This is a genomic window from Virgibacillus sp. FSP13 (genome assembly GCF_054048505.1).
In genome coordinates, this window is the sequence record NZ_JBSVKG010000004.1 from 160,269 (window position 1) to 186,459 (window position 26,191).

The 26,191-nt window shown below is 38.9% G+C and carries 24 protein-coding genes and 1 other annotated feature; all 24 genes read left to right on the top strand.

Annotated features, from left to right (window positions below):
• Positions 1-6: 6 nt before the first annotated feature.
• The 24 genes from ftsA (at position 7) to pyrE (ending at position 26,176) form a co-directional block, all read left to right on the top strand.
• On the top strand, positions 7-1,287 hold the full coding sequence (gene ftsA / locus ACW2QC_RS05820; RefSeq protein ID WP_106497702.1) for a cell division protein FtsA: 1,281 nt from the start codon (positions 7-9) through the stop codon (positions 1,285-1,287).
• A 59-nt stretch (positions 1,288-1,346) separates the two neighbouring features.
• A complete protein-coding gene (gene ftsZ / locus ACW2QC_RS05825; RefSeq protein ID WP_457543042.1) occupies positions 1,347-2,489 on the top strand; it encodes a cell division protein FtsZ in 1,143 nt (380 codons plus the stop codon).
• A gap of 903 nt (positions 2,490-3,392) precedes the next feature.
• Complete coding sequence (gene spoIIGA / locus ACW2QC_RS05830) at positions 3,393-4,313, top strand: sigma-E processing peptidase SpoIIGA (RefSeq protein WP_457543043.1); 921 nt, start codon at positions 3,393-3,395, stop codon at positions 4,311-4,313.
• A 116-nt stretch (positions 4,314-4,429) separates the two neighbouring features.
• Positions 4,430-5,149 (top strand): RNA polymerase sporulation sigma factor SigE, encoded by a 720-nt coding sequence (gene sigE, locus ACW2QC_RS05835; RefSeq protein ID WP_457543044.1) that lies wholly within the window; start codon positions 4,430-4,432, stop codon positions 5,147-5,149.
• Positions 5,150-5,273: 124 nt separating this feature from the next.
• Positions 5,274-6,053, top strand: coding sequence for an RNA polymerase sporulation sigma factor SigG (gene sigG, locus ACW2QC_RS05840; RefSeq protein ID WP_457543045.1), 780 nt, complete (start codon positions 5,274-5,276; stop codon positions 6,051-6,053).
• Positions 6,054-6,386: 333 nt separating this feature from the next.
• Positions 6,387-6,659 (top strand): YlmC/YmxH family sporulation protein, encoded by a 273-nt coding sequence (locus tag ACW2QC_RS05845; RefSeq protein ID WP_457543046.1) that lies wholly within the window; start codon positions 6,387-6,389, stop codon positions 6,657-6,659.
• Between the two features lie 53 nt (positions 6,660-6,712).
• Positions 6,713-7,522 (top strand): peptidoglycan editing factor PgeF, encoded by an 810-nt coding sequence (pgeF, locus tag ACW2QC_RS05850; RefSeq protein ID WP_457543047.1) that lies wholly within the window; start codon positions 6,713-6,715, stop codon positions 7,520-7,522.
• A gap of 27 nt (positions 7,523-7,549) precedes the next feature.
• On the top strand, positions 7,550-8,224 hold the full coding sequence (locus tag ACW2QC_RS05855; RefSeq protein WP_457543048.1) for a YggS family pyridoxal phosphate-dependent enzyme: 675 nt from the start codon (positions 7,550-7,552) through the stop codon (positions 8,222-8,224).
• A 14-nt stretch (positions 8,225-8,238) separates the two neighbouring features.
• Positions 8,239-8,673: a cell division protein SepF gene (locus tag ACW2QC_RS05860; protein ID WP_457543049.1), complete on the top strand. Its 435-nt coding sequence runs from the start codon at positions 8,239-8,241 to the stop codon at positions 8,671-8,673.
• Between the two features lie 6 nt (positions 8,674-8,679).
• The gene (locus tag ACW2QC_RS05865) at positions 8,680-8,946 is read left to right on the top strand and encodes a YggT family protein (protein WP_457543050.1); all 267 of its coding nucleotides are present in this window, start codon (positions 8,680-8,682) and stop codon (positions 8,944-8,946) included.
• A 199-nt stretch (positions 8,947-9,145) separates the two neighbouring features.
• Positions 9,146-9,922, top strand: coding sequence for a YlmH family RNA-binding protein (locus tag ACW2QC_RS05870; protein ID WP_457543051.1), 777 nt, complete (start codon positions 9,146-9,148; stop codon positions 9,920-9,922).
• 188 nt (positions 9,923-10,110) lie between these two features.
• A complete protein-coding gene (locus ACW2QC_RS05875) occupies positions 10,111-10,614 on the top strand; it encodes a DivIVA domain-containing protein (protein WP_457543052.1) in 504 nt (167 codons plus the stop codon).
• 53 nt (positions 10,615-10,667) lie between these two features.
• Positions 10,668-10,889, top strand: a binding site (T-box leader).
• 84 nt (positions 10,890-10,973) lie between these two features.
• A complete protein-coding gene (ileS, locus tag ACW2QC_RS05880; RefSeq protein WP_457543086.1) occupies positions 10,974-13,733 on the top strand; it encodes an isoleucine--tRNA ligase in 2,760 nt (919 codons plus the stop codon).
• A 102-nt stretch (positions 13,734-13,835) separates the two neighbouring features.
• Positions 13,836-14,303: a signal peptidase II gene (gene lspA / locus ACW2QC_RS05885; RefSeq protein ID WP_457543053.1), complete on the top strand. Its 468-nt coding sequence runs from the start codon at positions 13,836-13,838 to the stop codon at positions 14,301-14,303.
• A complete protein-coding gene (locus ACW2QC_RS05890; protein WP_457543054.1) occupies positions 14,300-15,211 on the top strand; it encodes an RluA family pseudouridine synthase in 912 nt (303 codons plus the stop codon). The genes lspA and ACW2QC_RS05890 overlap by 4 nt, the downstream gene beginning before the upstream one ends.
• Positions 15,212-15,378: 167 nt before the next feature.
• Positions 15,379-15,921, top strand: a complete 543-nt coding sequence (gene pyrR / locus ACW2QC_RS05895; protein WP_457543055.1) for a bifunctional pyr operon transcriptional regulator/uracil phosphoribosyltransferase PyrR — start codon at positions 15,379-15,381, stop codon at positions 15,919-15,921.
• Between the two features lie 834 nt (positions 15,922-16,755).
• A complete protein-coding gene (locus ACW2QC_RS05900) occupies positions 16,756-17,676 on the top strand; it encodes an aspartate carbamoyltransferase catalytic subunit (protein WP_457543056.1) in 921 nt (306 codons plus the stop codon).
• Complete coding sequence (locus ACW2QC_RS05905; RefSeq protein WP_457543057.1) at positions 17,639-18,937, top strand: dihydroorotase; 1,299 nt, start codon at positions 17,639-17,641, stop codon at positions 18,935-18,937. Before ACW2QC_RS05900 ends, ACW2QC_RS05905 begins: the two co-directional genes overlap by 38 nt.
• A complete protein-coding gene (gene carA, locus ACW2QC_RS05910) occupies positions 18,912-20,012 on the top strand; it encodes a glutamine-hydrolyzing carbamoyl-phosphate synthase small subunit (protein WP_457543058.1) in 1,101 nt (366 codons plus the stop codon). Before ACW2QC_RS05905 ends, carA begins: the two co-directional genes overlap by 26 nt.
• Positions 20,005-23,205, top strand: coding sequence for a carbamoyl-phosphate synthase large subunit (carB, locus tag ACW2QC_RS05915; protein WP_457543059.1), 3,201 nt, complete (start codon positions 20,005-20,007; stop codon positions 23,203-23,205). Before carA ends, carB begins: the two co-directional genes overlap by 8 nt.
• Positions 23,202-23,957: a dihydroorotate dehydrogenase electron transfer subunit gene (locus ACW2QC_RS05920; protein WP_457543060.1), complete on the top strand. Its 756-nt coding sequence runs from the start codon at positions 23,202-23,204 to the stop codon at positions 23,955-23,957. Before carB ends, ACW2QC_RS05920 begins: the two co-directional genes overlap by 4 nt.
• Positions 23,954-24,868 (top strand): dihydroorotate dehydrogenase, encoded by a 915-nt coding sequence (locus ACW2QC_RS05925; protein WP_457543061.1) that lies wholly within the window; start codon positions 23,954-23,956, stop codon positions 24,866-24,868. Before ACW2QC_RS05920 ends, ACW2QC_RS05925 begins: the two co-directional genes overlap by 4 nt.
• Entirely contained in the window at positions 24,865-25,575 is a 711-nt protein-coding gene (pyrF, locus tag ACW2QC_RS05930) for an orotidine-5'-phosphate decarboxylase (RefSeq protein WP_457543062.1), read from the top strand. Before ACW2QC_RS05925 ends, pyrF begins: the two co-directional genes overlap by 4 nt.
• On the top strand, positions 25,559-26,176 hold the full coding sequence (gene pyrE / locus ACW2QC_RS05935; RefSeq protein ID WP_457543063.1) for an orotate phosphoribosyltransferase: 618 nt from the start codon (positions 25,559-25,561) through the stop codon (positions 26,174-26,176). The genes pyrF and pyrE overlap by 17 nt, the downstream gene beginning before the upstream one ends.
• The last annotated feature ends 15 nt before the right edge of the window (positions 26,177-26,191 follow it).

The window sequence follows — 26,191 nt, forward strand, 5'->3', positions numbered from 1 at the left end:
CCTTACATGAACAACAGTGAAATACTAGTAAGCCTAGACGTAGGTACATCAAAAATAAAGGTTATTATTGGTGAAGTGTTAAATGATTCCTTAAATATTATTGGTGTAGGTTCTGCAAAATCAAATGGCATGAAAAAAGGTGCCATCGTTGATATTGACCAAACTGTACACTCGATCCGAAATGCGGTGGAACAGGCAGAACGCATGGTAGGAATGCAAATTGATCGTGTGGTTGTTGGTATTAATGGAAATCATGTTCAGTTGCAGGCTTGTCATGGTGTAGTAGCAGTTCAAAGTGAAAATAGGGAAATTGGTGATGAGGATATAACACGTGTCATTGATGGTGCGCAAGTTGTTTCCATTCCACCAGAAAGAGAAATTATTGATGTAATACCAAAGCAATTTATTGTAGATGGATTAGATGAAATAACGGATCCAAGAGGAATGATTGGGGTTCGCTTGGAAATGGAAGGAACAATTATTACTTGTTCAAAAACGGTTCTACACAACATTTTAAAATGCGTGGAACGTGCCGGATTACAAGTAGCCGATATTTGTTTGCAACCACTTGCAGCAGGTTCCATTGCCTTATCAAAAGATGAGAAGAATCTAGGTGTTGCATTAATTGATATTGGTGGAGGCTGTACAACTGTATCCGTCTTCGAAAGTGATCATTTAGTATCCACAAGTGTCGTTCCCCTTGGCGGAGATAACATTACGAAAGACTTATCGATTGGACTTCGGACGTCAACCGAGGAAGCGGAAGATATTAAACTAAATTATGGACATGCTTTCTACGATGATGCACAAGAAGATGAAACATTTAACGTATCCACTATAGGTAGCAATACATCACAAACATATAATCAATTACAAATTGCCGATATGATTGAAGCAAGATTGGAAGAAATCTATGCGTATGCTGAACGAGAAATTAGACGGATGGGATACCATGAATTACCAGGTGGATACGTGCTTACAGGTGGTACAATGAAAATGCCCGGTGTATTGGAACTTGCACAGGATTTGTACCAATCAAATGTTAGAATGTCTTTACCAGATTACATAGGCGTTCGGGAACCACAGTTTACTGCAGGGGTAGGAATCTTGCAATTTGCTTATCGTAATGCGAAAATACAAGGAAAAGAATTATTTCCATCTGTACTTGTTAATGCTTATGAAGAAAATCCGAAACGAACAAAAAAACAACCAAAAGCTGAAGAAACTACAGGGAAAAAGAAAAAAGAATCTGGAATCGCGAATTTGTTTAAATACTTTTTTGATTAAATAAGCGATCCTATTATTCTAAAGTTCTCGTAATTTTGCATATCTAGGAGGAACAATATATGTTAGAGTTTGACACGAACATGGATCAACTGGCTACAATAAAAGTTATCGGTGTTGGCGGCGGTGGAAATAACGCTGTTAACCGAATGATTGAACACGGTGTTGAGGGCGTTGAGTTTATTGCTGTTAATACAGATTCACAGGCGTTAAATCTATCAAAAGCAGAAGTGAAACTACAAATTGGTGGGAAACTAACTCGTGGTCTAGGTGCAGGTGCAAATCCTGAAGTTGGAAAAAAGGCCGCAGAAGAAAGTAAAGAGCAGATTGAAGAAGTGTTACAGGGTGCCGACATGATATTCGTTACAGCCGGAATGGGTGGCGGAACTGGAACGGGTGCTGCCCCAATTATTGCACAAATTGCCAAAGATTTAGGTGCATTAACAGTGGGTGTTGTAACACGTCCATTCACATTTGAAGGCAGAAGGCGATCGACCCAGGCCATTTCTGGTATAGATACATTGAAAAATAGTGTTGACACTTTGATTGTTATTCCAAATGATCGATTACTAGAAATAGTCGATAAAAACACACCTATGCTAGAAGCGTTCCGAGAAGCTGACAATGTACTTCGTCAAGGTGTACAAGGTATTTCTGATTTAATTGCAAAGCCAGGCCTAATTAATGTTGACTTTGCCGATGTTAAAACAATCATGTTTGATAAAGGATCTGCATTAATGGGAATTGGTATTGCAACTGGTGAAAACCGTGCAACAGAAGCTGCTAAAAAGGCAATCTCATCACCATTATTGGAAACATCAATTGATGGTGCACATGGAATCCTGATGAACATAACTGGTGGAGCCAATTTAAGTTTGTATGAAGTTCAAGAAGCGGCAGATTTGGTCACTTCAGCTGCTGATAATGAAGTAAATGTTATTTTCGGTTCAGTTATAAATGAGAACTTGAAAGATGAAATTATCGTTACTGTTATTGCAACAGGATTTGACGAAAATCAAAAAGTAGAACAACAACCAAAAAGTCGACCAGTTATCAATCATAAACAACATGCTGCAACTCGAGTAAATGAGGATATTCCCCAAAGAGAGCAGCAAAGGGATACGGGAAATCAACAACGTCCAAAGCCAGAGGAAGATACATTGGATATCCCAACGTTTTTACGAAACCGAAATCGAAATAGGTAAATATAGCAGGCAAAAAGAGCAAACGAGTTAGATCCTTATCTACTCGCTTGCTCTTTTTTTAATGTCAAATCGGGTATAGCAGAAGAGTATACGCCCATGTTAATTTCTTCAAACATTCGAAAAATACCATTCTCTGGAATTACAAGATTAGTGTTATGTAAACCGACAAACTCCCCGATAACTTGTTAAAATTAGCCCTATTATGCTTGCAAGAACTGACAGACTTTGCTGATCAAGTCCGCTATACTTCATTTATAGCATTTGTTTTTCAGTAAATGAATCTATTTTAAAGGCTCTTTTCGTAATGTTTGTTGTTTTATTAATTTCGTAGTTGATATAAAATGCGCACTAATTACCGCTACGGAAATACACTTCGCTTTCCGGGGGCGGCTGTTGAGCCTCCTCGTGCTAACGCACTGCGGGGTCTCACCGATGCCTCTCTTCCCCCGGGAGTCTACGTGTATTTCCTCCGCTGGTGTTGTGTTTACAAACCATTAACTGTAGTAGGACGTATTCTATAAAGTCGCATCCTACCACTTCACTAGTCCGGGTGAGCGGAGGGTGGTGACTCCTGCGGGAACAGCACGTGTCCGAAGACCCCGCAGAGTGGTTTGAAAAGGAGGGTCGACTAAAACCGCCCTTTGCGGACAACGTCGACATACCCCTCGCCGGGGCAAGGAGGCTGAGGCCGTGCCCGCGGAAAGCATCCATCCGGAGCGATCCCGGACGGCGGGATATGCACGTACTTATAGAAAAGAGCCCTGCAGTTACGTCGCACTTTATATCTATTGTCTAAAAAACAACAAATGTTTTCGATGGGGCGAGTAATAGCAGCCCCAATCTTTTAGAAAACAGCCAATTTAAATCATCATGATACTTTTAATACGGGAAAGGAAGAGTAGAGTGACAATTTACCTTGATGCTGTCTGGCTGTTGAATTTCCTGTTAGATATGATGCTCTTAATGCTTACCCAAATGTTAGCAAAAGATAGCACAAGAAAAATCAGGATATTTTTTGGTGCGTTTGTTGCATCCTTGATTGTGCCAATCTCGTTAATTTACCCGGAAACTATTATAACGACTACAGCCGGTAAAATTGTTTACTCTGTCGTTATTATTTTATGTTCATTTGGGTATTCTTCGTTCTATCGATTGATGAAAATGCTTTTTTTATTTTACTTTACAACATTCTCTATTGGAGGTGGTTTGATAGCAGTACACTTTTTGTTTCAAAATCCAATTGGGATTTCGTCCAATGGAATATTCACCTTTAATAAAGGATTTGGTGACCCTGTGAGCTGGTTGTTTATTGTGATAGGGTTTCCGATAATTTGGTGGTTTACGAAAAATCGTATGGACAAGCACGCCATAGAAAAAATCCGGTATGATCAGTTGTATCCCGTTACAATTCAGGTTAATAATCAAAGCAATTCAACTACTGGATATATTGATAGTGGAAATCAATTGGTAGATCCATTAACCAAAAAACCCGTCATTATTTGTGATGAACAATTTTTAATGCATTGGTTCTCAAAGGACGAATGGCGACTGCTTAAAGACGCACAAGAGGAGTTGGATTTTGATAAAATCCCGGAGCGGTGGAAAAAGAAGATTCAACTAGTACCATTTCAGGGGGTTGACGGAAAACGTCTGTTCATGCTGGCAATGAAGCCAGATCAATTGATTGTATACTACGATGAGAAAAAAATTGTGACGAATAAAATTTTAATTGGCTTTCAATTTGCCGAATTAACACATGATCAACGTTACCATTGTTTATTACACCCACAAATAATTAAATTAGCTGCTGTTCATTCAGCGTAGTTTGAGCAAAAGGGTAGTGTTTAACCGTTTTTGGTTTGTCATTTATTCGCCTTTAAAGGCAGTAAACCCTCAATGAATGAAGTTTTTATCGAGTATATAAAAAGGAGAGATAAACTTTGCGGAAATGGAAATTACGGATTCGATTATGGTGGTACAAAACTTTAATGAAACTAGGGTTTAAATCAGATGAAATCTATTATATTGGTGGAAGTGAAGCATTACCACCTCCATTATCCAAATCGGAGGAACAAGAACTTTTAGAACTTTTGCCAAAAGGAGATAAAGCAGCCCGTTCCATACTAATTGAACGGAATCTGCGGTTAGTTGTTTATATTGCGCGAAAATTTGAGAATACAGGAATTAATATTGAAGATTTGATCAGCATTGGAACTATTGGACTAATTAAAGCGGTTAATACATTTAATCCGGAAAAGAAGATCAAACTAGCTACGTACGCTTCTCGTTGTATTGAAAACGAAATACTTATGTATCTAAGAAGAAATAACAAATTGAAATCGGAAATCTCGTTTGATGAACCATTAAACATTGATTGGGATGGGAACGAATTGCTATTATCTGATGTACTTGGAACTGACGATGATATTATTACAAGGAACTTAGAAACAAATGTCGATAAACACCTATTAAAAAATGCACTATCACAATTAAATGATCGAGAAAAACAAATTATGGAACTTCGCTTTGGATTAATTGGCGAGGAAGAAAAAACACAGAAAGATGTAGCGGATATGCTTGGCATTTCACAATCTTATATTTCACGCCTGGAAAAGAAAATAATTAGGCGTTTAAAAAAAGAATTTAATAAAATGGTTTAGTCCTTATTTCTCGCAGGAATGAGCCAATTTTTTACCTTTATTAGCACTGTTTGTATTGCATAAAAAACCTTCTAGGGGGAGATACTGTCCATGAACAGCATCTCCAACTGGGAGGGTAGAACAGATGATAAGACATAAAGTAGAGATATGTGGCGTTGATACATCAAAGTTACCGGTTTTAAAGAATGAGGAAATGAAGAAATTATTTATTCAAATGCAAGAAGGAAACCTATCTGCACGAGAAGAACTTGTTAACGGAAATTTACGACTTGTTTTAAGTGTTATCCAACGATTTAATAATCGCGGAGAATATGTCGATGATTTATTTCAAGTAGGTTGTATTGGGCTAATGAAATCCATCGACAATTTTGACCTAGGACATAATGTTAAATTTTCCACTTATGCAGTACCAATGATCATTGGTGAAATTAGAAGATATTTACGCGATAACAATCCAATTCGCGTTTCCCGGTCATTGCGGGATATTGCCTATAAAGCATTGCAGGTTCGAGAAAAATTGATTAATAAAACATCAAAAGAACCGACACCAATGGAAATTGCAGAAGAAATGGGAGTTCCACACTCTGATATTGTTTTCGCCATGGATGCTATTCAAGACCCTGTATCGTTATTCGAACCTATTTACAATGACGGGGGAGACCCAATATTTGTGATGGATCAATTAAGCGATGACAAGGATAAAGATGACACATGGGTTGATAAACTTAGCCTGAAAGAAGGAATGTATGAATTAAATGCAAGAGAAAAAATGATCCTAAATAAACGATTTTTTCAAGGAAAAACACAAATGGAAGTCGCTGATGAAATTGGTATTTCTCAAGCACAAGTCTCCCGCTTAGAGAAGGCGGCCATCCACCAAATGAATAAACAGATGTTTGAATAACTTAACAACAAGCCGTATCACATTAAAGTGATGCGGCTTATTTTTTGCTGAAAATGATTTGAATTTGGACCTTCATGCATATAAGTGCGTGTTCAAAAGTCGCGAAATTAGAAGCAAGAAGGTCGTGGCGGCGTAGTTTTGATCACAAGACAAGCTTCACCGAATTCACATCCCACGATGGAAAAGTGATTTTCTTTTCCAAGGAGCGGAGAAACAAGCCAACGAAGAGATTCACCGCTTATCATTTGGTGACTTTTTGAACATCCTCTATAAGAAAATCTTACATGAAACTATCCCATCCTCGCATATAGTTTAGTAAGGTGGGTGAAGCATATGGTAAAGTTATCTGAGTTACAAATAAAGGAAATTATTGTGATTGATGATGGAACACGATTAGGACATTTTTCAGATCTGGAAATTGATGCAGAAACAGGCAAGATTATTTCGTTGATTTTAAGTGTAAAGGATAAGCAGGGAGGCTTTTTCGGTAAATCAGATGAAATGATTATTCATTGGAATCAAATTGAAACAATTGGCTCTGACGTTATCCTAGTAAAAAATGTGCAAACACCGTCATTATATCCGGATCAACATTTCATAGAATAAAAATTATGATAGAATGGTACAAGTTAGTGGTTTTTTTAAGGAGGACAATAAACATGACGGAAACATTTATGCATGCTACTAATTCGTTATTACATATAGAGAAATGGCAAAAATTAAATCCAAAATTACGAGTGGGTTTTACAACGAGACAGGGCGGTGTTAGCCAAAATTCATATAAATCGTTTAACCTAGGATTACATGTGGAGGACGATAAAACTCATGTTATGAAGAACCGACAGCAATTAGCACAAAAACTGGACTTTCCACTTGACAATTGGGTGGCGGGCGAACAAATCCATTCAACAGATATTGTCGAAATAAACCAACAAGATTTGGGGAAGGGTGCAATATCGTTTCAAGATTCATTAGAAAAGATTGATGGCATGATTACAAATGAAGCTGGGATATTATGTACTGCTTTTTTTGCCGATTGTGTGCCGTTATTTTTCTTTGATCCTGTAACAAATTATATTGGCATAGCCCATGCTGGTTGGAAAGGTTCTGTTCAGCGAATTGCGGGAAAAATGGTAGACAAACTACAAGCCGCTGATGTTGATATTGCCAATCTACTCGTTGCGATTGGTCCATGTATTTCACAACAAGTTTATGAAGTTGATGAGCATGTAATTCGTCATATACCAGAAAATATCTGCAAAAAAACAGCCATTATCCAAGAAAATGGTCATTATTTATTGGATTTAAAGCAATTAAATGTAGAAATCCTTTTACAATGTGGTATTATACGTCATAATATAGATGTAACTAATTATTGTACATTTCGCGATGATTCGTTATTTTTTTCACATAGAAGAGATAATGGGAAAACTGGTAGAATGTTAGGCTATATTGGCTATTCTACGTGATGATGCTAGGGAGGAGTAAAAGAAACAATGACAGTATCGGCAAATCTGCAAGAAATTCGCTCGAATATTAGACAAGCATGTGCAAACAGCAATCGTAATCCGGAGGAAATAACCATAATCGGCGTTACGAAATATGTTACAATAGAGCGAACAAAAGAAACAATCAACGCAGGGATTAACAATCTTGGCGAAAATCGTCTAGAAGGTTTTTTGGAAAAACATGAACACTTTCAAGATCAAGCGACATGGCATTTTATCGGTACCCTTCAGTCAAGGAAAGTAAAAGATGTTATCGATAAAGTGGATGTTATCCATTCGTTGGACCGTCTATCACTTGCAAAGGAAATAAATAAGCGGACAACAGCACCAATTGATTGTTTTGTCCAGGTAAATGTAAGTGGTGAGGAATCTAAGCATGGGTTGTCACCAGACGCTGTTATCCCTTTTTTAAATGATGTTCAAACGTATGAAAATATTCGTGTGGTTGGTTTAATGACCATGGCACCACATGTTAATGATGAGAAGCTACTGCGGGATACGTTTAGACATTTAGCAACGTTGAAAACCGCTATACAACAAGAGAATCTTCCACAAGCACCTTGCCACTATTTATCAATGGGAATGAGTAATGATTATCAGATAGCGATTGAAGAAGGGGCCACACACATTAGAATCGGTTCTAAATTGGTGGGGACAAACTAATTGAGGTGGTTATAATGAGTATTAAAAATAAAATTAAGACATTCTTTACGATGGATGATGAATATGAATATATAGAGGAAGAGCAGGAGGAGATTGAGTTGCCTGAAACGACATCAACACAACAGCGAAAAAACAATGTTGTGAATCTAAAAAGTATGCAGCAGCCATCGTCCAAAGTTGTGCTTTGTGAACCAAGATCATACAATGAAGTACAGGAAATTGCTGACAACATTGTTAACAAGCGTGCTGTTGTTATTAATTTACAAAGAATCGACCATACGCAAGCCAAACGAATTGTTGACTTTCTCAGTGGAACAGTTTATGCCGTAAATGGCGATATTCAAAAACTTGGTGCGGAAACATTCTTATGTACACCAGATAATGTTGATGTGTCAGGAACAATTTCTGAGATATTTGCAGGAGAAGATGAATTTGAAAAAGGATGGTAGGATGATATGATCCAGTTATTTAATATTTTAGATACGGCAATCGTCATATACAGTTATGCGTTGATTGTATATATTTTTATGTCATGGTTTCCCGGTGCACGTGAATCAGCGTTTGGGACGTTTTTGGCAAAAATCACCGAACCATATTTAGAACAATTTCGCAAAATCATTCCACCTTTAGGTATGATTGATTTATCACCAATCGTGGCAATTTTTGTCTTGTATTTAGCAAGGATGGGATTATTTGAGTTATTTAAAATAATCTTCTTATAAAAGGATGTTCAAAAAGTCATCAAATGATAAACGGCGAGTATCTTCGTTGACTATAAAGGAACTTCTATTAAGCCCACCCACGTCCTGTGGGTAACATAGAAATCAGCACCTCGTGTGCAAGCCCGGTCCAAGACTACGCCGCCTTGATCTTCTTGTTTCTAATTTGTCGACTTTTGAACATGTACTTAGGGTGAGAAATATGGATATTTATCAGCATTTTCGTAAAGATGAGCAACCATTTATTGATCAAGTTTTAACATGGAAAGAGCAAGTTGAAACAACGTATCAACCAAAATTGACCGATTTCCTAGATCCAAGAGAACAACAAATTGTGGAAATAGTAGTTGGTACGAACCATGATGATGTAAGACTACATAAACACGGTGGGGGATTACATACGGAGAGGAAGCGGATGATCATCGCTCCTTGTTATGATGTTATAGAAGAGGAAGATTTCAAGCTTACCTTAATGCAGGCATCGTATCAGAAAAAATTTATTACTTTATCTCACCCTGATGTTATGGGTGCATTTCTTTCGTTAGGAATAAAAAGAAAAAAACTGGGAGATATCCATGTCGCAAATGGTGTATTACAAATCATGATGGCGAGTGATATTGCTCCATATGTTTTGACTAATTTGACAGCAATTAAGAAGGCAACCATTAGATTAACGGAAAAGCCATTATCTGCTTTGTTAGAAGATAACGTACAATGGCAGGAAGCAGATAACACCGTTTCATCACTTCGATTAGATGCTGTATTAAAAGAAATTTATAACATATCCAGAAAGGATGCTACCCAATTTATTTCTAAGGGGCTTGTCAAAGTAAACTATAAAATAGTTGAAGAACGAGCATTTAGTATACAAGCTGGGGACCTTATCTCAGTTCGTGGTAAAGGAAGAAGTAAAGTGGTTACAATAAATGGTCAAACAAAAAAAGATAAATGGAAAATAACAACGGCAATCTTAAAATAATTTAAAAAGCGTGCAGGATTTTTTCAAGTTATGTCGAATTATAACGAACAAAGGACAATTATTTTTTAAAAAGTAGAAAGTATATAAGAGTTTCGTTAGTGGACGAGTAAACGCAAATTCGGGACGTTACGCTAAAGGCGTTTGTGCTTTCTTTAATCGATACGATATTTCGTAAGGAGGTGGCCTTTGTGCCATTATCACCATTAGATATTCATAATAAAGAATTTACCAGAAGCTGGCGTGGATATGATGAAGATGAAGTGAATGAATTTTTAGATCAAGTAATTAAAGATTACGAAATGACAATCCGTGAAAAAAAAGACTTACAAGAAAAGGTGGAACAGTTGACCGAAAAATTGGGACACTTTACGAATATTGAGACAACATTAAATAAGTCAATTCTAGTTGCACAAGAGACTGCGGAGGAAGTAAAAGGTAATGCGACAAAGGAATCAAAATTAATTATTAAAGAGGCAGAAAAAAATGCTGATCGAATTATCAACGAGGCATTAGACAAATCGCGTCGTATTTCCATGGATGTTGAAGAATTGAAAAAACAGGCAAAAGTATTCCGGACCAGGTTAAAAATGTTGATCGAAGCACAATTAGACATGATTGGTACCGATGATTGGGACGAACTGTTAGATACAGAAACGGGCGATGAACTAGAATTGGCAGAAAATAAGTCATAAACCTTGACGTTTATCGGATTTATGCATATAATTTTCACATGATTAATTAAATGAAAAAAACGATGACAGAGACAGTATAAAGGTATGAGTCTGTTTAGCGAGTCAGGAATTAGGTGGAAGCCTGATCAGAATACCTTTAGAAGATCACTCTGGAGTATCCATTCGAACGATTATCTAGTAGGTATGGACGGTTCATTCACGTTACGAATCTTGAGTGAATTTAAATGTGTATTTAAATTTATTAGGGTGGTACCGCGAGTCTTCTCGTCCCTTTTTGGGGATGTTGAAGACTTTTTTTATTCCACTATAAATGGAAAGTAATCTCAAAGTGATAGTAAAATTTTAGGAGGAAATATATGATGGATTACAAAGAAACCTTACTCATGCCAAAGACAAAGTTTCCAATGCGTGGGAACTTACCGAATAAAGAACCTGTAAGACGGAAAGAGTGGGAAGAAGCTGATTTGTATCAAAAAGGCCAGCAAAGGACGGAAGGCAGACCATTATTTATCCTTCATGACGGCCCTCCATATGCAAATGGTGATTTACACATTGGCCATGCGTTAAATAAGATTTTGAAAGATTTTATTACCCGTTACAAGTCAATGGCAGGATATCATGCACCATATGTTCCAGGCTGGGATACACATGGTTTGCCAATTGAAACAGCATTAACAAAAAAGAAAAAGGTCGACCGTAAGAAGTTAACAATTGCTGAATTCAGACAAAAATGTGCTGAATATGCTATGAAACAAGTGGATAATCAACGCGAACAATTTAAAGAACTTGGTGTACGTGGAGACTGGGATAATCCATATTTAACGTTGACGAAGGATTATGAGGCTGCACAAATCCGAGTGTTTGGCGAAATGGCCAAAAAAGGTTACATCTATAAAGGACTAAAGCCTGTTTATTGGTCACCTTCTTCTGAATCGGCATTGGCTGAAGCAGAAATTGAGTATCATGATAAACGTTCGCCATCTATCTATGTTGCATTTGATGTAACAGATGGGAAGGGATTGCTAGATGGTGGAGAAAAATTTGTAATCTGGACGACAACGCCATGGACAATTCCAGCTAACTTAGGAATTAGCCTACATCCCGAATTTGATTATGTTGTTGTTCAGGTAAACGATGAAAAATTTGTAGTTGCCGAAGAATTGTTATCTGCTGTTGCTGAAGAATTAGACTGGGAAAATCCAGAAGTTGTAAAAACATTCAAAGGAAAAGAAGCAGATCGAATCGTAACGAAGCATCCGTTTTATGATCGCGATTCCCTGATTATGTTAGGTGAACATGTAACAACAGATGCTGGTACCGGTTGTGTCCATACAGCACCAGGACACGGGGAAGATGACTTTTACGTATCTAGAGAATATGGAATAGAGGCATTATGTCCTGTGGATGAAAAAGGTGTTTTCACGCATGAAGCTCCGGGATATGAAGGCATGTTTTACGATACAGCGAACAAGGCTATTACTGAAAAATTGGAAGAAGTTGGGGCATTATTAAAATTAAAATTTATCACTCACTCCTATCCACATGATTGGCGGACGAAAAAACCAACCATTTTCCGGGCAACATCACAGTGGTTCGCGTCGATTAAAGATTTCCGTCAAGATATTTTAAACGAAATCAAACGGATCAATTGGTATCCAAATTGGGGTGAAACACGTCTTTACAATATGGTTCGTGATCGTGAAGACTGGTGTATTTCCAGACAGCGCACATGGGGTGTCCCAATTCCAGTATTTTACGGAGAAGATAACCAACCAATCATTACCGATGAAACTATTGAACATGTATCTACATTATTTGCTGAGCATGGATCAAATATCTGGTTTGAGTGGGATGCTAAAGAACTGTTACCTGAAGGGTTTACTTCCGAACATAGCCCTAATGGCAAGTTCACGAAAGAAGTAGATATTATGGATGTGTGGTTCGATTCGGGATCATCACATGAAGCTGTGCTAGTTGGACGTGACGATCACAGACGACCGGCAGATGTGTATTTAGAAGGAAGTGACCAATATCGTGGCTGGTTCAACTCATCATTGTCAACTGCTGTTGCGGTAACGGGCAAAGCACCATACGAAAATATTATTAGTCATGGATTTACACTTGATGGTGACGGAAGAAAAATGAGTAAATCACTAGGGAACGTTATTCAGCCTTCCAAAGTGCTTAAACAACTCGGTGCTGATATTTTACGTTTATGGGTATCTTCTGTTGATTATCAGGCAGATGTGCGAATCTCGGATGATATTTTGAAACAGGTATCCGAAACATATCGTAAAATCCGTAACACATTCCGATTTATGCTTGCCAATATTGCTGATTTTGACCCGGCTAAAGACCGCGTTCAGGATGCAGATTTAGAAGAAGTTGATCGCTATATGCTGCATCGTTTACAAAACGTCATCGTAAACGTCAAAGAAAGCTACGATAATTATGAGTTTTCACCGATTTATCATCAGATTCATAATTTCTGTGCGGTGGATTTAAGCTCATTCTATCTAGATTTTGCTAAAGATATTTTATATATAGAAGCAGCAGATAACCACCGTCGCCGAAGTATCCAAACGGTGTACTATGATATTTTAACGAGTCTTGTACAGTTATTAACACCAATTATTCCACATACAGCAGAGGAAGTGTGGGAATACATTTCAGGTACAGAAGCGGAATATGTACAATTAACTGACATTCCTAAACCAAAGACTGTTTTTGAAAATAAGGAAACACTGGAAAAATGGGATCACTTTATGAAGGTTCGTGATGACGTCTTAAAAGCATTGGAAGAAGCACGAAATGAAAAAGTAATCGGGAAATCACTTGAGGCAAAAATAACGATCGTTGCCAAAGATGCACAGACAAAAGCAGTGCTGGAACAAATTCCGTATTTGCATCAGCTGCTGATCGTGTCGGAAGCTGACGTTGCCGAAAATGTTGAAGGTGCGAGTGAATATCGCTACGTCCATGTCAAAGTAGAAAGACATCCTGGTGAAAAGTGTGAACGCTGCTGGGTTGCTTCGGAAACAGTTGGCGAAGATCACGACCATCCGGAATTGTGCACGCGTTGTGCGGATATTGTGAAGGAACACTATACAACTGCATAAATTTAAATGGCAGAAAAATCCTCCTCATACAAGGCAGAGGGGGATTTTTTATGATACTATGTTAAGTGAGATAGTTTTCTAAGGAATCGGAGGAAGGCATACATGTACTGGTACTACCTTATCGCACTGGTCATCATTGGCATTGATCAGCTGACAAAGTGGATTGTTGTAAAAAACATGGATTTGTACGAACAAATTACGGTTATAAAGGACTTTTTCTACTTCACGTCGCATCGTAATAAAGGTGCAGCATGGGGGATATTACAGGATCAAATGATCTTTTTTTATGTCATCACTGCTATCGTTATCATAGGTGTAGTTTTCTACATGCAAAAGTATGGACGCGAGAGTAAGTTGTTGGCATTGTCACTTAGTCTGATTTTAGGCGGAGCAATTGGGAACTTTATTGACCGGGTTTTCCGTCAAGAGGTTGTCGATTTTCTTGATTTTATTATTTTTAACTATGATTTTCCTATCTTCAATGTTGCCGATTCAGCTTTATGTGTAGGTGTTGTCCTAGTATTAATTGCGACTTTTATCGATGAGAAAAAGAAAGGATCAGTAAAATGATGAAGCAACAGTACGAAGTAAAAGCAGAGCAAAATAAAATACGAATTGATAAACTGTTGGCTGAAATTAATCCGGATAACTCACGTTCACAAGTACAAACGTGGATAAATCAGGATATGGTAACCGTCAACGATAAGATTGTGAAGGCTAATTTTAAGTGCCAGCCAGGGGATGTAGTAAAGTGGTCTATTCCAGAAACTGCGCCATTATCGATTAAGCCAGAAGATATTCCACTTGATATTGTTTATGAAGATCATGATGTTATCGTTGTGAACAAGCCTAGAGGGATGGTTGTTCATCCATCTGCAGGACATGCCAGTGGAACACTTGTAAATGCACTGCTTCATCAATGTAGTGATTTATCAGGAATAAATGGTGTGGAGCGGCCGGGCATTGTGCATCGTATTGATAAAGATACAAGTGGGTTATTAGTTGTTGCAAAAAATGATCTGGCACATGCTTCGCTCGCCGAACAACTTCAGGCAAAAGATGTGGAACGCAAATACGAGGCAATTGTGCATGGGGTAATTGAACATGAAAATGGCTTGATTGATGCTCCAATTGGCAGGGATCCTAAGGACAGGCAAAAGATGGGAATTGTGGAGGAAGGAAAACCTGCTGTTACACATTTCAAAGTATTGAATCGCTATCAACACTTTACCCATGTTGAATGTCAATTGGAAACAGGAAGGACACACCAAATTCGCGTCCATATGAAATACATCGGTTATCCGTTGGTTGGCGATCCTAAATATGGTCCAAGAAAAACATTAAACATTGATGGACAGGCACTACATGCAAAAATATTAGGGTTTACTCATCCGCGGACAAAAGAATGGCTGTATTTTCAAGTAAACGCGCCAAAAGTATTTCAGGATTTGCTAACACAAATTGAAAAAAAGTATTGACAGATGGAAACGAATTTGAAATAATAAATTCAGTGAAATAATGATCCTTTAACATTTGGTCCCGTGAGGCTAAAAAGGAAACGGAATACAAAGCGTTATCGACTTACGTATATCCAAATCCCTTTTTTCCTTATGGAGAATAGGGATTTTTTAATAGGAGTGTTTAGGTGAAAAAAAAGACTGAAGTACTTGATCAAGCCGCAATTAACCGGGCGTTAACCCGAATTGCTCATGAAATTGTAGAAAAAAATAAAGGTGGAGAAAATCTTGTTTTGGTTGGAATTAAGACAAGAGGGGTTCCTATTACAAAACGGTTACAGGATAAAATTAATCAAATAGAAGCTGTAACTGTACCAACCGGTGAATTAGACATTACCCTTTATCGCGATGATTTAGAAAAAACGGTAGCAAACAATGAACCAGAATTAAAAGAAACGAATATTGAAATTGAACTAACAGGTAAAAAAGTAATATTAATCGATGATGTTCTCTTTACGGGTCGAACCGTACGTGCTGCAATGGATGCAGTTATGGATTTAGGCAGACCATCGCAAATTCAACTCGGTGTATTAATCGATCGTGGTCACCGGGAACTACCAATTCGTGCTGATTACGTCGGAAAAAATATCCCGACGTCAGATAAAGAAATAATCGTTGTCCAACTCAACGAAACAGACGAATCGGATCAAGTAGCCATTTATGAAAAATAAAAAATAGAACCTTTAATTAAATCCAGAGAGATTTACAAGGTTGTGAAAGAATACGTGTATCCAACTACACGTGTACCTCTTTGCGACCTTTCGCAAAGAGGTTTTTTTAATGAGGATCTTTTCGTAATGTTTGTTGCTTTTTAATTTCGTAGTTAATAGAAAATGTGACGTAAGCTAAAAGTGCAATCTGTTAAAATGAACAACCTTTTAGCGAAAGTAAGACTTTCTACCACCGCAGCCCGTATATACTTCGCTTTCCGCGGGCGGCTGGAGAGCCTCCTCGTGCTAGGTGCTCGTCATGTTGCAAGTAATTCGGTGAAGTATCACTCCTCGCAACTCGAAGCTGACTCGGTAGAAGTTTTGCTCGTCGCACTGCGGGGTCTCACCTAGGCCTTTCCTCCCGCAGGAGTCTGCGTATATACGGGCTGCCAATAAACGCATTCATTACTTAAAAGATAAATGAAGTGGGTGGTAACCAGCGTAGGAAACACGTAGACCTTGGAAAAACAACGGCTGAAAATTTTGCTGGAGTACTCCAATCATCTATCAAAAGAGTAAATAGTCATTGTGATTTAATCAAGCGGTAAATAAATGTAATTAGATTATATAGCACAACACCAGTGAAGGAAATACACGTAGACTTGCGGGAAAGCGAAGACGATGAGACCCCGCAGTGGGCGGTTTTCTCACGAGGAGGCTCATCGCGAGCCCACGGAAAGCGAAGTGTATTTCCGGAACGGCAGTCCATCATCTCAATCTACATTGCAGTTTATAGATACTGTGTAAAAACAACAATCTTTAAGAAAACAGCTTAATGAAAAGAAGGAGGAGCTTATGCGAAACTTCATATCTGTCAATCAATTATCTACGGAAGAAATTTTTTCGATCATGGAAACAGTAGAAAAAATTCGCAACCGGGAGTTAGTACCGATAAGGCAAAAGCTATTCGCCGCAAATTTGTTTTTTGAGCCAAGTACACGAACAAAGATGAGTTTTACCGTAGCCCAAAAAAAGCTAGGCCTTGAAGTATTGGACTTTCATAGTGAATCGTCAAGTGTTTTAAAAGGCGAGACATTGTATGATACAGCAAAAACGTTTGAAGCGATTGGGGCAAACATGCTTGTGATCCGTCATGAGGAAGACACGTGGTATAACGACTTACTATCAGGTCTGCAGATTCCCATCATTAATGCTGGATCGGGTAAAGGAGAGCATCCGACTCAGTGCATGCTTGATTTAACAACAATCTATCAGGAATACGGTTATTTTAACGACTTGAATGTAGTAATCGTTGGTGATATCAAGCATAGCAGGGTCGCCCGATCCAATGCCTATGCACTAGAGAAACTAGGTGCAAACGTTTATTTGTCCGCTGCTCCGGGTTTTGCCGATGATACATTGGATTTTCCTTATTTATCAATGGATGAGGCCGTAAAAACATGTGATGTTGTCATGCTACTGCGAATCCAGCATGAGCGTCACGAGGCATCATATGAAAATTCCAGCTACCTTGAGAGGTTTGGCCTGACAGAGGAACGCGAAAAGCAAATGAAAGAAAATGCGATCATCATGCATCCCGCGCCTATTAATCGTGATGTGGAAATTGATGGTAGCTTAGTAGAATGTGACAGATCAAGGATTTTTAAACAAATGGAAAATGGTGTTTATGTTCGTATGGCAATCATGACGAAATTACTTAATGAATGGGGGATTATCAATGATACTTTTAAAAAACGCGAAAAGACTTCGGCCTGACAATGAAGTGGAAGACTGTGATGTGTTAATCGGGGATGGGGAGATTAAAAAGATAAATTCATCCATAACAACGAATGCTGCACAAACCATTGACTGTAAAGGAAACATGTTATTCCCTGGCTTTATTGATGTCCATATCCATTTACGCGAGCCAGGTGGTGAGCATAAAGAAACGATTAAAACCGGGACACAGGCTGCGGCTAAAGGTGGATTTACAACTGTATGTGCTATGCCAAATACCAATCCTGTGCCTGATAATACCGAAACAGTCAACGAATTATTAGAAAAAATCAATCAGGATGCGGTCGTTCGGGTGTTGCCCTATGCAGCAATTACGAAAGGGTTAAAGGGAGAAAAATTAACGTCAATTCGTACATTAGCGGAAACGGGTATTTTTGCTTTTACCGATGATGGTGTAGGAATTCAAACAGCTGATTATATGCTACGCGCAATGAAAGAAGCTGCTGCTTGTGGAATGCCGATTGTAGCGCATTGCGAAGACAATTCAATTGTTTATCAAGGGGTTGTGCATGATGGAGAGGTTAGTGAACGATTACAACTTCCCGGAATCCCTTCATTGAGTGAATCTGTTCAAATTGCTCGTGATGTTCTATTAGCTGAAGCTAGTGGCTGCCATTATCATGTTTGCCATGTTAGTACGAAAGAATCTGTTCGCGTTATTCGTGATGCCAAAAAAGCTGGAATTCACGTGACAGCAGAGGTTACCCCGCATCATCTAATCTTAAATGAAACGGCTATTACGGAAGATGATGCCAATTTTAAAATGAATCCACCATTACGATCGATTGCCGATCAGGAAGCATTACTTGAAGGCTTGCTTGATGGAACAATTGATGTTATCGCAACCGACCACGCGCCACATGCAGAAGCTGAAAAGGCACCAGGATTTTTGAGGGCGCCATTTGGAATTGTTGGCTTGGAAACAGCTTTTTCATTACTAAATACGTACCTTGTTCAAACAAATAAATGCTCCCTTCATCAGCTAATTGGGTGGTTAACGAGTAAACCGGCGGATGTGTTTGGATTGCCATATGGGCGACTAGAAGAAGGCGCTATCGCTGATCTAACACTTGTTGATATGGAAAAAGAAACACAGATTAATAAACACGGATTTTCTTCTAAAGGAAAAAACACACCTTTTCAAGACTGGAAGGTTACTGGTGTGCCCGTGATGACAATTGCTGAAGGAAAAATCGTCTATGAGGAGGATACACATGCTACAACGACAACTTGTTCTTGAGGATGGCACTGTTTTTATCGGTAAAGGATTTGGAAGTGAAAAGCCAACCAGTGGCGAAGTCGTGTTTAACACTGGAATGACTGGATACCAGGAGATTATTTCTGATCCATCGTACTGTGGACAAATCGTTTTGATGACATACCCGTTAGTCGGAAATTACGGCATTAACCGGGACGATTTTGAAACTGTAACACCATTTATCCAAGGGTTTATCGTAAAAGAATATTGTGAACAACCATCTAATTTTCGCAGTGATGAAAGTTTAAGTACCTTTTTAAAGGCAAATGATATCCCAGGAATTGTTGGTATTGATACAAGGAAATTAACGAAAATTATTCGCCAGCATGGAACAATGAAGGGATGTATTACTTCCATGGACGAACCGGTTGAACGAGTCATGGAACGGCTAAGAAAAACACCGGGGCAAACCAATTTGGTACAGCAAACATCTACAATAAAACCATATGTTGTGCCTGGTAGGGGCCATAGAATCGTCTTAGTGGATTTTGGAATGAAGCATGGTATTTTACGTGAGTTAACAAAACGATACTGTCATGTAACGGTTGTACCATACAACTATGGTGCGGAAAATATTTTACGATTAAAACCGGATGGGATCATGTTGACAAATGGCCCTGGAGATCCAAAAGATGTACCAGAAGCGATTGAAATGATCAGGGAAATTATCGGGAAACTCCCGTTGTTTGGAATTTGTTTAGGCCATCAGTTGCTTGCCTTGGCATGTGGTGCGGACACAGAGAAAATGAAGTTTGGTCATCGAGGTGCAAATCACCCCGTAAAGGATTTGGAAAAAGGTATAACGTATATGACGTCACAAAATCATAGTTATGCAGTTACACATGCTTCCATAAAGCGAACAGACTTGCAGATCACACAAATGGCTTTAAATGATCATAGTATCGAAGGAATCAAACATACAGTTTATCCGGCATTTTCCGTCCAATATCATCCAGAAAGCTCTCCAGGTCCAGAAGATACGAATCAATTATTTGACGATTTTCTGCAAATGATTAAGCAAACGAATGCCAAAAATGAGGAGGAAGTTTATGCCTAAAAATACAAACATCCAGAAGATCCTTGTAATCGGGTCAGGTCCTATTGTCATTGGTCAAGCAGCGGAATTTGATTATTCCGGAACACAAGCATGTCAGGCGCTAAAAGAGGAAGGCTACAATGTAATTTTGGCTAACTCGAATCCTGCTACAATTATGACGGATCACACTGTAGCAGATAAGGTATATATGGAGCCACTTACAACAGAGTTTTTAATCAAAATCATTCGTAAGGAGCAACCAGATGCCTTACTTCCAACACTTGGTGGGCAAACCGGCTTGAATCTAGCGGTGGCATTAGAGGCTACTGGTATTTTAGCAGAATACAATATTGCGTTACTAGGAACTTCCTTGGACGCAATTCAACAAGCGGAGGATAGAGAGAAGTTTCGGTTGTTAATGCAGGAATTGAACGAGCCTGTTCCAGATAGCCAAATTGTTAATTCAGTCGACCAAGCGTGTGATTTTGCTGAAAAAATTGGTTATCCAGTCATCGTCAGGCCAGCCTACACCTTAGGAGGAACAGGTGGTGGGATGTGTTACAGCGAAGCAGAACTAAGAGAAATTGCCCGGAACGGACTAGCACTTTCACCAGTTCACCAATGCTTAATTGAAAAAAATATCGCCGGCTTTAAAGAGATTGAATATGAAGTGATGCGCGATAAAAATGATCAGGCAATTGTTGTATGTAACATGGAAAACGTTGATCCGGTCGGAATTCATACTGGTGATTCAATCGTTGTTGCACCATCCCAAACATTAAGTGATCGTGAATACCAGTTACTTAGAAATGCTTCATTAAAAATTATCCGGGCATTACAAATTGAAGGTGGCTGTAATGTGCAACTAGCACTAGACCCTGATAGTTTTAACTATTACATTATCGAAGTAAACCCGCGTGTCAGTAGATCCTCTGCATTAGCATCGAAAGCAACGGGATATCCGATTGCAAAAATGGCAGCAAAAATTGCAGTAGGTTTAACACTTGATGAAATTATAAATCCTATTACGGGTAATACCTATGCATGTTTTGAACCTGCACTCGATTATGTGGTTACAAAAATACCGCGGTTTCCATTTGATAAGTTTGTATTAGGTGACCGTAATCTCGGTACTCAAATGAAAGCGACAGGCGAAGTTATGTCGATCGGCCGTAATTTTGAAGAGTCACTACTAAAAGGCGTCCGTTCTCTTGATATTGGTACCGAAGAACTTTGGTTGAAGAGTTTAGTCGATCTTACGCTTGATGAACTTACAAAAAGATTGCAAAAAGCGGATGATGAACGATTGTTTGTCCTTGCCGAAGTAATCCGGCGTGGCATGACAGTTGAGGAAATTTTTCAACTGACGAAAATAGATCGATTCTTCCTAGTAAAACTGGAAAAGTTAGTTGCACTGGAAAATAAACTAAGGAACAATGTATTTTCACTAGCTATTTTAGCTGATGCCAAACGACTAGGGTTTTCCGATACACATATCGCGCGTCTATGGAATGTGTCAGTGGATAAAGTATATGAAACAAGGATGCAGCACACTATTAATCCTGTATATAAGATGGTTGATACATGTGCAGCAGAATTTGCATCAGAAACACCCTACTTCTACAGTACCTATGAAGAAGAAAATGAATCCATTGCATCTGATCGTAAAAAAATTCTTGTGCTTGGGTCTGGTCCAATCCGAATCGGCCAGGGGATTGAGTTTGACTATGCAACAGTTCATTCAGTATTGGCGATTAAGGAAATGGGCTTTGAAGCGATTATTATGAATAACAATCCAGAGACAGTGTCAACGGATTTTAGCATTTCCGATAAGCTTTATTTTGAACCACTTACATTAGAAGATGTGATGCATGTGATCAATTTGGAACAGCCTGAAGGGGTTGTCGTCCAATTTGGCGGTCAGACGGCAATTAATTTGGCTGAAGGACTAGAACGGCGTGGTGTAACGATTTTAGGGACAAATTTAGAAGCAATCGATAAAGCGGAAGATCGTGACAAGTTTGAACAGCTATTAAATGATTTACATCTGCTACGTCCAAAAGGAAAATCGGTTTTGAAACTTGATCAGGCGTTAGAAGTTGCTCATGATATTGGTTATCCAGTTTTAGTTCGGCCATCATATGTGATCGGTGGTAGCCGCATGGAAATTGTGTATGATGATGAAGAACTTCATGCATATTTAGCAAAATCATCTGACACCGATAGTGAGCATCCAATTTTGATCGATAAATATATAACAGGTATTGAAGTGGAAGTAGATGCGATTAGTGATGGAGAAACAGTCATTGTTCCTGGGATCATGGAACATATTGAACGTTCAGGTGTCCATTCAGGAGACTCGATAGCAGTGTATCCACCACAACGCATAAGTGAGACGGCAAAACAAAAATGTATGGATGCAACCGTGAAAATAGCCCGTGAACTAAATGGAAAAGGGTTAATCAATATTCAATTTATCATTCGTAATGATGAGGTTTATGTGTTAGAAGTTAATCCGCGAGCGAGTAGAACGATCCCATTCTTGAGCAAAATTACAGGAGTAACAATGGCAAACTTGGCAACGCGATGCATCTTGGGTGAAACGCTAGCAAGCATGGGGTATACATCAGAAATACTACCTGAGCAACAAGCTGTTTCGGTAAAAGTTCCGGTATTTTCTTTTGAAAAATTACGAAGTGTTGACACCATTCTTGGACCAGAAATGAAATCGACCGGTGAAGCAATCGGGCATGATAAAACATTGGAAAAAGCCCTTTACAAAGGCTTAGTAGCTTCTGGCCTGTCAATACCCCAAGAAGGTGCGGTATTGCTGACGGTAGCTGATAAAGATAAACAAGAAGTGCTGGGAATCGCAAATCGCTTTCACCAGTTAGGTTTTCAGTTATATGCAACAACAGGAACCGCTGCGTTTGTACAGCAGCATAACATTCCGGTAATTGAAGTAGGAAAAGTTGGCTCGGATGAACCAAATGTATTGTCAATCATTGAAAATGGTGATGTGCAATTTGTTGTTAACACCTTAACGTCAGGTAAAAAACCACGATCTGATGGGTTTAGAATTCGCCGGGAAGCGGTTGAACATGGCATTGCTTGTTTCACAAATTTGGATACTGCGAATGCCATTTTGAATGTCATTGATTCGACAACGTTTAGTGCCAGTCCATTGACAGGCAAGAAAGTGGTCGTGTCATGAAGCAGCCTACAGAGATGGTTGTAGACTCGGTGCGTGAGATCGCCTTGGATACCATTGAGATGACACTAAAAAACTCTCATGTGGCAAAAACAGCCAAGCCCGGACAATTTCTGCATTTGCTTGTAGAAGGACATACATTACGCAGACCAATCTCAATTGCAGATGTTGACCAAGTGAAAGGGAACGTTATGATTTTGTTTAAAAAGCTTGGTAATGGAACCAAACAGTTGGCATCTTATACGTGTGGAATGAGCATCGATGCACTAGGACCAAACGGGAATGGCTTTACCAAAGATTTATCTTCGGGGAAAACAGCCTTGTTAATTGGTGGGGGAATTGGGGTTCCTCCGCTATATAACCTGGGGAAAGAATTCCATAGTAAAGGAGTCAACGTAAAAGCAGTACTAGGTTTTCAAACTAAGAAACATATTTTTTACGAAGAAAAGTTTCAGGAACTTGGTGAAACTTACGTGGTTACGGATGATGGTAGCTATGGACATCAAGGGTTTGTAACGGATGTTTTGGATCAGATTGGAGATTATGATTGTTATTTTTCCTGTGGCCCAATTCCGATGTTACAAGCAGTAACAAAAAAGCTGTCTGGCAAGCCCGGGTATGTTTCGCTGGAAGAGCGGATGGGCTGTGGGGTCGGTGCTTGTTTTGCCTGTGTTATTCCTACTGAAACTGAAGGTGGATATAAAAAAATCTGTAAGGATGGTCCTGTATTTGCCGCAAATGAGGTGGTATTATGACAAATTTAACTGTGAATCTACCTGGTTTAAAACTCAAAAATCCGGTTATGCCTGCATCTGGCTGTTTCGGTTTTGGTAGGGAGTATAGCGAGTTTTACGATTTAAATATTCTTGGTGCCATTATCATGAAAGCAGCAACTAGTGAGGTCCGTTATGGGAATAACACCCCACGGGTTGCGGAAACAGTTTCTGGAATGTTAAATGCGATTGGCTTACAAAATCCTGGTGTCGAAAAGATTATTGATCATGAGGTAGCAAATCTGGCAAACTATGACATTCCAATTATCGCTAATGTGGCTGGGAGTACGTTAGAAGAATATGTGCAAGTTGCTCAAGCATTTAATAGAACAAACGGAGTTCATGCATTAGAATTAAATATTTCCTGTCCGAATGTAAAAGAAGGAGGAATCCAATTTGGGACAGACCCAAGTATGGCGGCTACCGTAACTAAAAAGGTGAAAGAGGCAAGTAACCTTCCTGTTTATGTGAAGCTTTCCCCAAATGTATCTGATATCGTTTCAATGGCAAAAGCAGTGGAACATGCCGGAGCAGACGGACTATCAATGATCAATACACTAACAGGGATGCAAATTCATTTAGGCAGTAAAAAGCCATTGCTGGCGAACAAAACAGGCGGACTTTCAGGGCAAGCAATAAAACCAATTGCCATTCGGATGATTTATGAGATTAAGCAACATGTCTCGATTCCCATTATTGGGATGGGAGGTATTGCAACCGCTGAAGATGTATTGGAATTTTTCCTTGCAGGTGCTAGTGCGGTGGCAGTTGGTACGGCTAATTTTCAAAATCCGTATGTTTGTCCGGAAATAATCGAGGAATTACCAAATGTATTGCAAAAATATGGATTTGATTCATGTGAAAGTGCAATTGGAAAGGGGCATGAAGTATGACTGGTAACACGTATTTATCACTCGATTTTCCTACATGGAATAAAGCAAAAAGTTTTATTGATCAACATGAATTACACGGTGTTCCAGTAAAGATCGGAATGGAATTGTTTTACTGTGAGGGTCCAAGTGTAATTGAAAAATTGAAGCAGGATAATCATGCTATTTTTCTAGATTTGAAATTGCATGATATTCCAACAACGGTAAGGAAGGCAATGAAAAATCTTGCAAAACTAGAAGTGGATATGGTGAATGTTCATGCACTTGGCGGTAGTGAAATGATTCAACAAGCGAAAGAGGGATTGCTTTCTGGTTCCAATCATGACACAAAATTGATTGCCGTTACGGTACTAACCTCAATGAATGACACGGTAATGAAACATGAATTAAAATTATCCGGAAGTGTAAATGAAAATGCTGTTCATTTTGCTGATTTTGCCAATCAAAATGGTGCGGATGGTGTTGTTTGTGCTGTTCATGAAGCGAAGCAAATAAAAGCTATATGTGGTCCTTCTTTCTTAACTGTTACCCCTGGAATTCGTTTACTGGAATCAGATGCAAATGATCAAAAGCGCGTTGCCACACCAGCATTTGCTCGTGAAAATGGTGCGGATATTCTTGTTCTAGGTCGTACTGTGACAAGTGCGAAACATCCAAAAGCAGCATATGAGAAAGTTCAAAAGGAGTGGGGACATGGAATTAAATCGTGAAATAGCTCGGGATTTATTAGACATAAAAGCGGTACAAATTAAAACAGATCATTATTATTTTACATGGACTTCCGGAATAAAATCACCTATTTATTGTGATAACCGACTTACTATGTCCTATCCAAAAGTACGCAAGAAAATAGCTAAAGCGTTCGTTAATTTGGTTGAACAACTGGATCAAAAGCCTGACGTGATTGCGGGTTGTGCCACAGCTGGCATCCCACATGCTGCCTGGATTGCCGACATGCTTGATCTGCCGATGGTTTACGTTAGATCAAAACCAAAAGGACATGGAAAGGGAAATCAAATCGAGGGTCAGCTTGATATAGGACAACACGTCATCCTTATTGAGGATTTGATTTCAACGGGTGGATCATCCATTGAAGCAGCTAAAGCGCTACAGCAGGAAGGCGCTAATGTGCTTGGGGTGTTTGCTATTTTCACATATGGACTAACAAAATCAAAAGAACAATTTTCTGAAGCGAAATTACCTTATCAGACAATAACGGATTATGATGAAATACTAAAATTATTGATTGAAGATGAGTCAATTAATGATGAAGACTATCAAAACTTAAAGGCGTGGCGCAATTCTCTTTAGTTTAAATTAAACGAA